Here is a 12,840-nt window from a genome sequence, read left to right as displayed (position 1 = left end):
AGGAAGCCGCAATGATCCGCCGATCCCTCGCTGTTGCGCTGGCCACTGCCCTGCTGCCGTTGTCCGCCCATGCCGCCGACCTGCTGCAGGTCTACGAAATGGCCCGCAACGGCGATCCGCAGCTGTCTGCCGCCGAATCGACCCGGCTGTACGACAAGGAAGGCGCCGTGCAGGCGCGCGCCGCCCTGCTGCCGCAGATCAACGGCCAGGCCACGCTGAACCGTTCGCGCAGCGAAGCCAATGCCGATGCCAACTCCGGCACGGTCACCAGCAAGCGCCGCAACTACACGATCGAGGGCAGCCAGACGCTGTTCAACTGGACCCAGATCAACAACCTGCGCTCGCAGCGCGAGCTGAGCAAGGCGGCGGACTTCACCCTCGATTCGGCCAACGACAGCCTGATCGTGCGCACCTCGGCGGCCTACTTCAATGTGCTGGTGGCGATCGAATCGCTGAACGCCGCACAGACCAACGAAGCGGCCGCGAAGAAGCAGTTCGACTTCGCCGACAAGCGCCTGGAAGTGGGCCTGGCGCCGATCACCGACGTGCACGAAGCCCGCGCCCAGTACGACCAGGCGCGCGCCAACACCATCGTTGCGCAGAACACCCTGGCCGATAACTACCAGGCGCTGACCGAACTGACCGGCCAGCCGGTGGTCAACCTGCGCGGCCTGCCGGCCGACTTCCGCCCGGAAGTGCCGGCCAACCGCGGCAACATCGACGAGCTGGTACAGCAGGCCAGCACCCAGAACCCGGCGCTGAAGGCGCAGGAACTGAAGGTCAGCGCCGCCGAGGCCGGCGTGCAGGCGGCCCGTGGTGGCCACTACCCGACCCTGTCGCTGGGCGGCAGCTGGGGCAAGTCCGCCACCTGGGGGGACAGCACCGGTGCCGGCTCGCTGTCGCCGGACGCGCGGACCAACAGCATCGGCCTGACCCTGAGCGTGCCGATCTTCTCCGGCGGCGCCACCCAGTCCGGCGTGCGCCAGGCGCTGGCCCAGCGCGACATCGCCCAGGACGGCTACGAGCAGCAGAAGCGTGCCCTGGACCGCAACACGCGCAATGCCTACCAGACCCTGGTGCAGGGCATCAGCGAAGTGGAAGCGCGCCGCCTGGCGGTGGTCTCGGCGCAGAGCGCCTACGACGCGTCGCAGGTCGGCCTGGAAGTCGGTACCCGCACCGTGCTGGACGTGATCCAGAACCAGCGCATCCTGTTCTCGGCGCAGCTGGACTATGCCAACGCGCGTTACACCTTCCTGCAGAACCGTCTGCTGCTGAGCCAGTCGCTGGGCGCACTGGACGTGGCTGAACTGCAGGACGTCAACCGCCTGCTGACCCAGGATGCCGGCAGTCCGGCCACGACCACGCGCTGAGTCCAGGCCCCCGCCCGCAACGAAGAAGCCACCCGCAAGGGTGGCTTTTTTCGTGGGCGATGGCGCGGGCGCCTGCGCGCAAGGCGCGGCCTCTGCTCAGCCCGGCCACGCCTGCAGCCGTGCCAGTGCCGCCAGCAGGCACAGGAGCGCCGCCATCGGCGCCAGCAACGGCATCATCCGGGCCGGCCAGCGCAACGGACCCTGCCCGGCGGCATGCGGGCGCGGGCGCAGCACCGCCAGGCACAGCATGCCCATCACCAGCAGCGCGGCTGCGCCCGGCAGCGCCGGCAACGCCCCCGCCGGTACCCACAACGCCAGCAACGTCGCCAACACCAGCACCGCCACCAGCCGTGGCCGCCACGCAGCGGCATGCGGCGCAGGCCGCAGTGCCATCGCCAGCTGCACCGCCAGCGTCAGCAGCACTACCTGCAATGCGGCAAGGCCGGCGGCGCCGGCCAACGGCAGCAGCGGCAACATCCACTGCAACGGCGGATGGCTCTGCAGGGCCACCGACAGCGGCCGCGTGCTGGCCAGCGCCGGAAACTCGATCAGGCCGGCCTGCAGCGCCGCCAGCAGGATCAGCCACAGCATCGCCAGCAACGACGCCAGCGCCAGTACGCTGGGTTGCCGGCGCCGGTGCTGCCGCCGCAGCGCGGGAAAGCCCAGCGCCAGCCCGACACTGGCAAACACACCCAGCAGCGGCACCGCAGCGGCCAGCACGCCGCCCAGACCGAAGCGATACGGCGCGGTGGCGTCCGGCAGCCACGGAACCCAGTGCGCGTAGTGCACATACCGCGCCGCCAGCGTGAGCAGCAGCAGCCCGGTGCCGATCTTCACCGTCAGCAGGGCACAGGCCACCAGCGCCACCACCCGCGCGGGCAGCAGCGCGGTCGCGCCCAGCATCAGCAATCCCAACGCGGCGGTCAGCTGCACCGGTACCGTGTGCTCGGCCTGGACCCCGTACAGGGCCAGCACCGCGTGCAGGTGGCTGGCGGAGGACTGCGCCGCACCCGCCGCGGTCACCACCAGCTCCAGCAGCAGCACAGCGCCCAGCACGCCGGCCACCCGCGGCCCCCACCCGGTCACCAGCAACCCGTGCAGGCCCGGCGCGTCGGATTGCCGCGCCACCAGATCACGCAGGCAACACAGCACCAGACCCGCCCCGAGCGCGGCCAGCAGCAGGCTCAGCACGATCGCCGGGCCGGCCTGTGCGGCCGTGTGCTGCCCGACCAGCGCGATCACGCTGCCACCGACCAGCAGCGTCAATGCCACCACTGCCAGATGGTCCAGTCCCGGCCGATCGTCATTGATGCCGTCCCTGCCGCCGTTGCCGTCCATCCCAAGTTCCCTTGATATCCGCCCAAGCGCGGTGGACATCAGGCTGGCAGGCTGCAGCACCGGCGCGATATCGGAATTTGTAGCGCGTGCGCCATGTTGTGATCACAGGCACGCTGCAAGCGGCGGAGTCGGTCCAGCCGCGACAGGCTACGCATCGCTAAGTGGATTTGATGAAGTCGATCACGACAGTGCGCCGCCAGATCACGGCGGCGCAGAGGTCACTCGCGTGGTGGCGGCAGATGCGGCGCCACCAGCGCCAGGGTCCGCTGCAGCGCGCCGCGGCCATTGCTGACCAGCGTGCACCCGGCGCGGGCCATGTCCTGGCGGGCCTGGGCGTTGTCGAGCAGATGCTGCAGCAGGTCGCCAACGGCCTGTGCGTCCTCGCCGATCAGCAGCGCGCCGGCCTCGCGCATGCGCCGGGAGATCTCGGCGAAGTTGTGCAGGTGCGGGCCGGTCACCGAGGCGGTGCCCATGGCCGCAGGCTCCAGCAGGTTGTGGCCACCGATGGCCTGCAGGCTGCCACCGACGAAAGCAACCTGGGCGCAGGCGTAGAACGGCATCAGTTCGCCCAGGGTATCGATGACGAACACATCGGTGCCGCCCTGCGGCCACTGCTCCACCCGGCGGGTGGCCACATTCCAGCCTTGTTCGCGCGCCAGCGCTTCCACCTTCGGGAACCGTTCGGGGTGGCGCGGTGCCCACAGCAGCAGCAGGTCCGGATGCTGCTGGCGCAGGCGCCGGTGCAGCTCGACCACCGCCTGCTCTTCGCCCTCGTGGGTGCTGGCGGCGATCCACACCGGCCGCCCGGCCGGGACGCGGGCATGGAACTGCCCGACAAAGCCCTGCACATCCGGCGTGGTGATGTCGAATTTCAGATTGCCCAGCGCCTGCACCTGCTCCGGCGCCGCCCCCAGCTGCACGAACCGCTCGGCGTCGTCCTGCGACTGCGCAGCCACGCAGGTGACGGTACGCAGTGCGCGCCGGATCAGCGCCGCCAGCAGCCGGTAGCCGCGCAACGAGCGCGCCGACAGGCGTGCGTTGAGGATGTAGACCGGAATGCCACGGTCACGGCAGCCGAACAGCATGTTCGGCCACAGCTCGGTTTCCAGGATCAGCGCCAGGCTCGGCTGGAAATGGCCCAGAAAGCGATTGACGCTGCCCGGCACGTCGTAGGGCAGATAGACGTGGTCCAGGGCATCGCCCCACAGCGCGCGCACGCGCTCGGAGCCGGTCGGGGTGATGGTGGTGATGACCCAGCGGATGTCGGGGCGCTGCTCGCGCAACGCGTTGACCAGCGGCGCGGCGGCATTGACCTCGCCCACCGAGACGGCATGCAGCCAGACCCGCGGCTGGCCGCTGGGCTGCGGATAGGAGGCATAGCGCTCGTCCCAGCGCCGGAAGTACTCGCGGACCCGGAAACCGCGCCAGACCAGGTGGTACACGGTGATCGGCAGCAGGATGTAGAGCACGACCGAGTACAGGCCACGCAGGATCCATTCGACAGGGTCTTTACGCATGCGGCAAGGATACGGGAGCCCCCCGGGAAAGACACGCGGCCGGGTTGGTAGAATGGGGCAATGTCCGATGCCACCACCGCCATCCGCCCGTCGCTGCGCGATCCCCGCAACTGGCCGATGTTTGCCGCCATGTTCGGCGCCTTCGCCCTCGCCCGCCTGCCGTGGTTGCTGCAGCGGGCGCTCGGCCGCGGCGTCGGCTGGATCAGCTGGCGCCTGCTCGGCAGCCGCCGCCGCGCCGCCGAGGTCAACCTGAAGCTGTGCTTCCCGGAAAAGGACGACGCCTGGCGCCAGCGCCTGGTGCGTGACAGTTTCGATGCGCTGGGCGTGGGCGTGTTCGAGTGCATCCGCGCCTGGTGGGGCAGCATCGACAGCCTGCGCCCGCAGGTACGGATCGAAGGGCTGGAACACCTGCGGCAGATGCAGGCCGAGGGCCGTGGTGTGCTGCTGGTGTCCGGCCACTTCATGACCCTGGAAATGTGTGGGCGCCTGCTGTGCGACTACGTTGATCTTTCGGGCATGTACCGCAGGCACAAGAACCCGGTGTACGAATGGGCGGTGAAGTTCGGTCGCCTGCGCTACGCCAAGGCGATGTTCGCCAACGAAGACATCCGCGCCACCGTGCGCCACCTGAAGAAGGGTGGCTTCCTCTGGTATGCGCCAGACCAGGACATGCGTGGCAAGGACACCGTGTTCGTGCCGTTCTTCGGCCACACCGCCTCGACCATCACCGCCACCCACCAGCTGGCGCGGATGACCGGGTGCGCGGTGATTCCGTATTTCCATCGCCGCGAAGGCGGGAAGTATTTCCTGAAGATCGGCGCACCGCTGGAGAACTTCCCCAGCGAAGATGTGGAAGCCGATACCACGCGGGTCAACCAGGCCATCGAAGAGATGGTGCGCGAGGCCCCCGACCAGTACCTGTGGATCCACCGCAGGTTCAAGCGCCAACCGGGTGGACGGAGCGACTTTTACAAGTAGCGGTGGGACCGGGGGCTCCATCCACGCATGGCGTGGATCTACTGCGGATGGATTCATCCACGCATGGCGTGGATCTACCGGACATCCTGAAGTAGATCCACGCCATGCGTGGATGCTCTTTGATCCCGTGCCAGAAATCACAACGGCCAGCGGCACCAGGCGTGCGGGTACTCTCCCACCACGCACGCCAAGCCAGCGCGGACCGGGTTGGCAATGATGTACATCGCCTTCTCGTGAAGTGATTCGTCAGTCCGCACCGCATGGTCGTGATAGCCGTGCTGCCAAAGCGTGCCATGGCGGCCAAGCTGCTGGTTCAACAACCGGCTGCTGCGTGATTTGAGCAGGGCCATACACTCGGCCAGGGTTCCTTCGCGCAGCTCCATCAGCCAGTGCAGATGGTCGGGCATCACCACCCACGCCAGGCTGTGACTGGAACCGCTGCGTTCGACGAAGCGCAGCGCATCTACCAGGATCGCCACACTGGCGGCATCGGCGAAGAACGGTTCCCGGCCAAGGGTTGTTGTGGTCAGGAGGTACACGTTCCCCGAGTGGGAGTAGCGACCGTAGCGGAGTCTTGGGCTGGCCATGGCCCCAGCGTGCGATACGCAGGGAAGCACCGGTAGTGGAGGTTGGAGCGTGTTTGCGTCGGGAAAGTGCCATCCACGCATGGCGTGGATCTACCAGGGTGACGTTTGTTCGGTGACCGCCCATCAATGTTCGTTCGGTGACCGCAGTAAATCCTCGCCATGCGGGGACACGCCGTTATTTCAGCGCCGCTGATTCATCTGCATCGCGCGCCAACAGGCTGCCGGCGAACAACGCCGCCAACAGCACGGTCAGCCCGCCCCAGAACGCAGAATAGAAGGCCAGGTGGGTGTTGAGCGGAAACACGGTGACCGCCAGGGCCAGCATCGCCGGTCGCGCCCGCTCACGTGCGGCAGCCGGGGCGTAGCGCCAGGCACGCCAGGCCTGGGCCACGGCCGCCAGCCACAGCAGCAGGCCCAGCACACCGGTTTCGGCCAGGATCTCCAGCACGATCTGATGGGCATGCAGCGCCGGCAGGTCCCCCCACACCGCGGGGCCCTCGTCGGCCACACAGGCCGGGTAGGCATCGCGGAAACCGCGTGCGCCGACGCCGTTGAACGGGTGCTCTTCAATCATGCAGGCGGCCGCTTCCCAGATCCGCGCACGCCCGGACAGCGCCTCGTCGACACCACGCTCGCCACCGTCCCAGGCCATGGCCGTGCGCGCAACGCGTTCGCGCAGCTGCGGCACGCTGGCGGTCAGCGCAGCGGCGCCGAGCAGGGCGATCAGTGCCAGCAGCGCCAATCGCTTCCAACCCAGCTGGCGCATGCCGCTGTAGGCCAGCACCAGCGCGAAGGTGATCCACGACGCCCGCGAACCGGCCAGCAGCAGTACGCAGCCCAGCGCAGCGGCCGCCAGCAGCCATCCCAGGTTGCCGAAGCGACGCGCCAACGGCAGCAGCAGGAACGGTGACAGGCTGGCCAGCACCTGGCCGAACTTCAGGTTGCACGGTCCCAGCGCACCACTGAGGCGGTCGACCAGGGCCGCTTCGCCGGCCGGGCACAAGGCGTGACCGCTCACCGCCAGCTTCAGCTGATCCAGCGACCAGAACCATGGGCTGGTGCCGGCCACCGCCTGCACCAGCGCATCCAGCGTCCAGGCGCCGGTGATCAGCGCCAGGCCCGCGAAGGTCAGCCGTCGCCGTTCCGACGTGGCCACCGCGATCGCCACCAGCCACATGAACGGCAGGTAGCGCAGGCCGGCGGCGGCCTTGGTCCACGAGGCCGCCGGGTCGATGGCATCGAACGCGGAGAACGCCTGCGGCAGCCAATAGCCCAGGAACAGGATCGAGGTCAGCGCCCAGGCGGCCGTGCTCAGCAGATGCGGCCGGCGCTGGAGGCGGCGCGTGACCATGCGCGCGGCGGCATACAGCGCACCGAGCCCAAGCACGGTTTCGGCGATGCCCGGCAACGGCCACAGTGCCACGTATGCCAGCACCCACCAGGGCGCCCAGCGCCCAGCACGGTCCTCGCGCACGATGGCAGTGGGATCAGCCGGCGAGGTCGGCATAGAGGCGGAGGGTGTCACGCTGCATGGCCTGCAGGGTAAACGGGATGCGGGTCGGTAAGGACGGCGGCTGCGCCAGCAGGGCCAGCGCACGTTCACCCAGCGCGCGCGCGTCGCCGAGCGGCACTGCGCCGCTGGGCTGCAGCTGCCGCAGCAGTTCGCCCACACCGCCATGGTCCCAGCCCAGCACCGGACGCCCCACCGACAGCGCTTCGACCACGGTGCGGCCGAACGCTTCGGGCTTGTCCGACAACTGCAGTACCAGATCGCTGGCTGCATAGGCCTGGGCGATGCGCGCGGTGGGCGTGCTGATCTGCACGGCCTCGGCCACGCCCAGCGCCGCGGCCTGCCGGCGCAGGTCGGCCACGTAGGCGTCCCGCCCGGGCTCATCGGTGCCCAGCATCCACAGCTGCGCCGGCACACCGGCGGCGCGCACATCGGCCAGCAGCTGCAGCGCGTGGATGTGGCCCTTCAGTCGGGTGCCGCGCCCCGGCAGCAGCAGCAGCGGGCCGTCGACCTGGGCCAGCCACGGATAATCGGCGGCCAGCGCCAGGCGCGGGCGACGGTCGGCACGTGCTACACGCGGGAACTGGCCGACATCGACGCCGCGCGGAATCACCTGCAGCCGGGCGTCGGGTACGGTCGGGTAATGCCGGTGCACGTAATCGCGCACAGTGTTGGACACGCAGATCACGCGTTCGCCGCTGGTCATCACCGCGCTGTAGCGACTGGGTGAGTTCAGGCCGTGCACGGTGGTCACCCAGTGCGGGCGCTGCGCGGCGGGCATGGCGCGGATCGCGTACAGGCCCAGCCAGGCCGGCAGCCGCGAGCGGGCATGCACGATGTCGGCCCCCACTTCGGCGAACAGCCGGCGCAGGGTCGGCAGATGCCGCAGCGTGAGCAGCGACTTGCGGCCGATATCGAGGGTGAGGTGCTCGGCCCCGCTATCGAGCAGCGGCTGCACCAGGCGGCCACCGGCGGACACCACCAGCGCGCGATGGCCGGCGGCGACCAGGGCCGCAGCGATTTCCAGGGTCGAGCGCTCGACACCGCCGGAGTGCAGCGCCGGCAGCAACTGCACCACGGTCAATCGGCGCATCGAAGGGGCGGCCGCTTAGTCGGCCAGCACGAACACGGAACCGCAGTACGGGCACTGCGCTTCGCCGTTGGGCTCGTCTTCGATCGGCAGGTACACGCGCGGATGCGAGTTCCACAGCGCCATTTCCGGGGTCGGGCAGCTCAGCGGCAGCTCGCTGCGGTGCACGGTGTAGCGCTTCTCGGCGTTGGCGGGCGCGGTGGCGGTATGGCTCATGGCGGATGTCGATGGACGGGTTGCGAGGGCTGTGATTCTAGCATCCGGGCCGCCCGGACATTGCGCCGCAGCAGGCGGTTGGACGTGCCGGCAGGCGTGCGCCGGAAAAATGCCTGCATCGATCCGGCAAGTTCCCGGCGCAAACCGGGGCTTGCGCAGATTTCCCGCATTTGGATCGAACTAAATGGCACTTGTCAGGCTGCGGCGGCTGTTGCAGGATCGGCCCAGGTCAGCACTCGACCTGCCCAATCCGACCCGATCGCATGGCCCGCCCCCACCGGACCGGCATCGCCTCTTCCGCCGCGAACGTGGCGGGTGGCGTGATGCTGTCCGTGGTGTCCGCCGATGCGGGTTCTGCCCGCCGCCAGCCCTTCCGGGAGACCCCTGCATGACCCTGTCCGATCCTCGCCGCGCCCTGCTTCCGCTCGCCCTGGCCCTGGCCTGCGCGACCACTGCGATGCCGGCACTGGCACAGGGGCTGCAGACCTCGTTCGAACCCGGAGAGCCGGCCCCGGCTGCGGCCGCCGGTGCCTTGCAGGTCAGCCTCGGCAACGGCCCGGCCGCGCCCTACACCGCCAAGCGCAACGCCGGCTACAGCGGCCTGCATGCGCTGCGCTACAGCAGCGAAGGCGGCAGCGCGCGGCGCGAACTGTTCAGGACCGACCTGCCGATCGAGGCCGACACCACGCTGTCGTGGCTGGTGCTGCCGGAAATCGTCGGCAAGGACACCGTGGCCTCGACCTATGTCTCGCTGGATCTGCGGCTGGACGATGGCAGCCGCGTTTCGGCCGGTGCCGCGCGCGACCAGCACGGCGCGGCGATCGGCGCACGCGCGCAGGGCGATTCGAAGACGTTGTATCCGCAGCAGTGGGCGCGCAAGGCAGTACGCCTGGGCGATGTGCCCGCACTGAAGGGCCGCCGCGTGGTCGCGATCGAACTGGAAGTCGCCAGTGCCGACGGTGCACCGGTATCCGGCTGGATCGACGATGTGCGCCTGGACGCCGCGCCGCGCCAGCAGCCGCAACGTGTCTCGGACTGGGTGCTGACCACGCGCGGTACCCAGGCCAACGGCACCTTCTCGCGCGGCAACAATTTCCCGGCCACGGCCGTGCCACACGGCTTCAATTTCTGGACCCCGGTGACCGATGCCGGTGCGCTCAACTGGCTGTACCGCTGGAACGAGCAGAACGATGCGCAGAACCGTCCGCAGCTGCAGGCGCTGGCCCTGAGCCACCAGCCCAGCCCGTGGATGGGCGACCGCCAGACCTTCCAGGTGATGCCCTCGGCCAGCCAGGGCGTGCCGGAGGCCGACCGCCGCAAGCGCGCCCTGTCGTTCGACCGCAGCCACGAAAGCGCCCGCCCCTATCGCTATGACGTGCGCTTCGACAACGGCATCGCCGCCGCGATCGCACCGACCGACCATGCCGCGCTGTTCCGTTTCGATTTCCCCGAACGCGGCGACGCCAACCTGCTGTTCGACAACGTCGACGCGCGCGGTGGACTGAGCCTGGATGCGGCCACGCAGACCCTGAGCGGCTACACCGATACGCGCAGCGGCCTGTCCAACGGCGCCAGCCGCATGTACGTGGTGGCCAGCTTCGACAAGCCCTGGCGCAGCAGCGGGCGTCTTGAGACCGGCCGCCCGACCGGCTACATCAAGTTCGATGCCGGCAGCGAGCGCCGGGTGACCATGCGCATCGCCACTTCGCTGATCTCGCTGGAGCAGGCGCGGCACAACCTGGCGCTGGAAATCGCCGCCGCCGACACGCTGGAGAGCGTGGCCGGCCGCGCACAGGACGCGTGGGACACGCGCCTGGCCCGCTTCGACATCGGCGATGCCAGCGACGACCAGAAGACCACGCTGTACTCCAGCCTGTACCGGCTGTACCTGTACCCGAACTCCGGCCACGAGAATGCCGGCACCGCGGCCGCCCCGGACTGGCGCTACGCCAACCAGGCCAGCGCCAGCGATGACAACACCGACGGCAGTGCCAGCCGCAGCTTCACCGGCGTGCGCGACGGCAAGGTGTTCGTCAACAACGGCTTCTGGGACACCTTCCGCACCACCTGGCCGGCCTATGCACTGTTCACCCCCGACGATGCCGGGCAACTGGTGCAGGGTTTCATCGAGCAGTACCGCGCCGGCGGCTGGATCGCGCGCTGGTCGTCGCCGGGTTACGCCGATCTGATGGTCGGCACCAGCTCGGATGTGGCCTTTGCCGATGCGTGGCTGAAGGGCATCGGTGGCTTCGATCCGGCCGAGGCCTACGCGGCCGCGCTGAAGAACGCGACCGTGGTACCGCCCGACCGCCATGTCGGCCGCAAGGGCATGGACCGTTCGACCTTCCGTGGCTACGCCAGTGCCGACGTGCACGAGGGCATGTCGTGGACGATGGAAGGCGCGCTCAACGACTTCGGCATCGCCAACATGGCCGACGCCCTGGCCAAACGTGCGAGCACACCGGCGCTGCGCGAGCGCTACCGCACCGAGGCCGACTACTTCCGCTATCGCGCCGCCAGCTACACGACGATGTTCGATCCGGCCGCCGGCTTCTTCCAGGGCCGCAGCGCCGATGGCCGCTGGCGCGTGGACAGCGCGCACTACGACCCGCGCGTGTGGGGCCACGACTACACCGAATCCAACGGCTGGACCTTCGCCTTCACCGCCGCGCATGACGGCGAAGGCCTGGCCGCGCTGTACGGAGGCCGCGACAAGCTGGCCGCCAAGCTGGATGCCTTCTTCGCCACCCCGGAAACCGCCGATCCCGCGCTGGCCGGCTCCTATGGCGGCACCATCCACGAGATGACCGAAGCACGCGATGTACGCATGGGCATGTACGCGCACAGCAACCAGCCGGCGCACCACATCCCGTGGATGTACCTGTACGCCGGGCAGCCGTGGAAGACCCAGCAGCACGTGCGCGAGATCCTGTCGCGGCTGTACGTGGGCAGCGAGATCGGCCAGGGTTACCCGGGCGATGAGGACAACGGCGAGACCTCGGCGTGGTACGTGCTGGCCTCGCTGGGCCTGTACCCGTTGCGCATGGGCGCGCCGGAGTACGTGATCGGTTCGCCGGCATTCCGCCACGCGCGGGTGGAACTGCAGGGCGGCGCGGTGTTGACCGTGAACGCGGAGAACAACTCACGCGAGAACGTCTACGTGCAATCGCTGAAGATCAACGGCACGCCGTGGACGAAAACCTGGGTTCCGCACGAGCTGATCGCCAAGGGCGCCACCCTGGACTTCGTGATGGGCCCGCAGCCCTCGCGCTGGGGCAGTGGCGTGGACGATGTGCCGCGCTCGCTGACCGCCCGTGGCCAGCGTCCGCAGCTGCTGCACGATCTGCTTGGCCACACCGCGAAGGCGACGCTGGCCGATGGCCGCGCGCTGCCAGCGCTGGTCGATGACGATGCCGGCACCACGGTGGGGCTGGGCGGTGGCGCGACCATCGCGTTGAGCGGTCTGAGCGAGGGCATGCCGACGATGTACACGCTGACCAGCGGTGACGGCAGCATCCGTGGCGGCGCGTGGACACTGGAGGCACGCACTGGCAGCGGCGCTTGGATCACGCTCGACCAGCGCAGCGCCGAGGACTTCGAATCAGCACGGCAGACCCGTCCGTTCCGCATCGCAAAGCCGGGCCGCTACAGCGAGTACCGCCTGCGCCTGACGGCGCCAGGACGACTGCCGCTGGCGGAGATTGAACTGCTGGCACCGACCCCGGTGCAATGAGCCGCCGTGGGGGCGCGGCTTCAGCGTGACTGCACGAAGCCGGCGTACAGCGCGAACAGCTGCTGGAAGTACCGCCGCGTCACTCGATTGCGCATGACACCCTCGCCGAAGAAAAGTGGGTCGGGCCCAGGGTGGGAAGGCCGGTCCGGTCCCTTCCCACGGCCGGGCCGCGTGGGCGTATTGGGCCGGAGCGGCGTTGCAGGGGGATGACCAGGTGGCGTCGCGCATGTGGCAGCCACCCCTACGGTAGTGCCGGCCGCTGGCCGGCTCTGAGACGGTAGTGCCGGCCGCTGGCCGGCTCTGGGACGGTAGTGCCGGCCGCTGGCCGGCTCTGGGACGGTAGTGCCGGCCGCTGGCCGGCTCTGAGACGGTAATGCCGGCCGCTGGCCGGCTCTGAGACGGTAATGCCGGCCGCTGGCCGGCTCTGAGACGGTAATGCCGGCCGCTGGCCGGCTCTGAGACGGTAATGCCGGCCGCTGGCCGGCTCTGAGACGGTAGTGC

At 69.3% G+C, this 12,840-nt stretch carries 9 protein-coding genes; 3 read left to right on the top strand and 6 right to left on the bottom strand.

Going from position 1 to position 12,840, the window contains the following annotated elements:
* Positions 1-11 precede the first annotated feature (11 nt).
* On the top strand, positions 12-1,370 hold the full coding sequence (locus C9412_RS10580; protein ID WP_107231582.1) for a TolC family outer membrane protein: 1,359 nt from the start codon (positions 12-14) through the stop codon (positions 1,368-1,370).
* A 96-nt stretch (positions 1,371-1,466) separates the two neighbouring features.
* On the opposite strand, the gene C9412_RS10575 is transcribed toward C9412_RS10580, so the two are convergent.
* Both C9412_RS10575 and waaA read right to left on the bottom strand, forming a co-directional pair.
* Positions 1,467-2,708, bottom strand: a complete 1,242-nt coding sequence (locus C9412_RS10575) for an amino acid transporter (protein ID WP_107231581.1) — start codon at positions 2,706-2,708, stop codon at positions 1,467-1,469.
* Positions 2,709-2,926: 218 nt separating this feature from the next.
* Positions 2,927-4,225, bottom strand: a complete 1,299-nt coding sequence (gene waaA, locus C9412_RS10570; protein ID WP_107231580.1) for a lipid IV(A) 3-deoxy-D-manno-octulosonic acid transferase — start codon at positions 4,223-4,225, stop codon at positions 2,927-2,929.
* A 60-nt stretch (positions 4,226-4,285) separates the two neighbouring features.
* On the opposite strand from waaA, the gene C9412_RS10565 reads away from it, so the two are divergent.
* Entirely contained in the window at positions 4,286-5,203 is a 918-nt protein-coding gene (locus C9412_RS10565; protein WP_107231579.1) for an LpxL/LpxP family Kdo(2)-lipid IV(A) lauroyl/palmitoleoyl acyltransferase, read from the top strand.
* A 137-nt stretch (positions 5,204-5,340) separates the two neighbouring features.
* Here the strand turns inward: C9412_RS10565 and C9412_RS10560 are convergent, their stop codons facing one another.
* The 4 genes from C9412_RS10560 to C9412_RS10545 all read right to left on the bottom strand — a co-directional run bounded on the left by C9412_RS10560 (position 5,341) and on the right by C9412_RS10545 (position 8,606).
* Positions 5,341-5,790, bottom strand: a complete 450-nt coding sequence (locus C9412_RS10560) for a transposase (protein ID WP_107231578.1) — start codon at positions 5,788-5,790, stop codon at positions 5,341-5,343.
* A 175-nt stretch (positions 5,791-5,965) separates the two neighbouring features.
* Complete coding sequence (locus C9412_RS10555; RefSeq protein WP_107231577.1) at positions 5,966-7,297, bottom strand: O-antigen ligase family protein; 1,332 nt, start codon at positions 7,295-7,297, stop codon at positions 5,966-5,968.
* Positions 7,278-8,393 (bottom strand): glycosyltransferase, encoded by a 1,116-nt coding sequence (locus tag C9412_RS10550; RefSeq protein WP_107231576.1) that lies wholly within the window; start codon positions 8,391-8,393, stop codon positions 7,278-7,280. Before C9412_RS10550 ends, C9412_RS10555 begins: the two co-directional genes overlap by 20 nt.
* Positions 8,394-8,408: 15 nt before the next feature.
* Positions 8,409-8,606 carry a zinc-finger domain-containing protein gene (locus C9412_RS10545; RefSeq protein WP_057497568.1) on the bottom strand — a complete coding sequence of 66 codons (198 nt, stop codon included), beginning with the start codon at positions 8,604-8,606 and terminating at the stop codon, positions 8,409-8,411.
* 388 nt (positions 8,607-8,994) lie between these two features.
* On the opposite strand from C9412_RS10545, the gene C9412_RS10540 reads away from it, so the two are divergent.
* Positions 8,995-12,339, top strand: a complete 3,345-nt coding sequence (locus tag C9412_RS10540) for a GH92 family glycosyl hydrolase (RefSeq protein ID WP_107231575.1) — start codon at positions 8,995-8,997, stop codon at positions 12,337-12,339.
* The last annotated feature ends 501 nt before the right edge of the window (positions 12,340-12,840 follow it).

It is taken from the genome of Stenotrophomonas sp. Nf1, assembly GCF_003028475.1.
Classification (GTDB): domain Bacteria; phylum Pseudomonadota; class Gammaproteobacteria; order Xanthomonadales; family Xanthomonadaceae; genus Stenotrophomonas.
This window is presented reverse-complemented; position numbering and strand designations above follow the sequence as displayed.

Coding starts and splice junctions, on each gene's coding strand:
- C9412_RS10580 (WP_107231582.1), top strand. CDS start 12: ATGATCCGCCGATCCCTCGCTGTTGCGCTGGCCACTGCCCTGCTGCCG.
- C9412_RS10575 (WP_107231581.1), bottom strand. CDS start 2,708: ATGGACGGCAACGGCGGCAGGGACGGCATCAATGACGATCGGCCGGGA.
- waaA (WP_107231580.1), bottom strand. CDS start 4,225: ATGCGTAAAGACCCTGTCGAATGGATCCTGCGTGGCCTGTACTCGGTC.
- C9412_RS10565 (WP_107231579.1), top strand. CDS start 4,286: ATGTCCGATGCCACCACCGCCATCCGCCCGTCGCTGCGCGATCCCCGC.
- C9412_RS10560 (WP_107231578.1), bottom strand. CDS start 5,790: ATGGCCAGCCCAAGACTCCGCTACGGTCGCTACTCCCACTCGGGGAAC.
- C9412_RS10555 (WP_107231577.1), bottom strand. CDS start 7,297: ATGCCGACCTCGCCGGCTGATCCCACTGCCATCGTGCGCGAGGACCGT.
- C9412_RS10550 (WP_107231576.1), bottom strand. CDS start 8,393: ATGCGCCGATTGACCGTGGTGCAGTTGCTGCCGGCGCTGCACTCCGGC.
- C9412_RS10545 (WP_057497568.1), bottom strand. CDS start 8,606: ATGAGCCATACCGCCACCGCGCCCGCCAACGCCGAGAAGCGCTACACC.
- C9412_RS10540 (WP_107231575.1), top strand. CDS start 8,995: ATGACCCTGTCCGATCCTCGCCGCGCCCTGCTTCCGCTCGCCCTGGCC.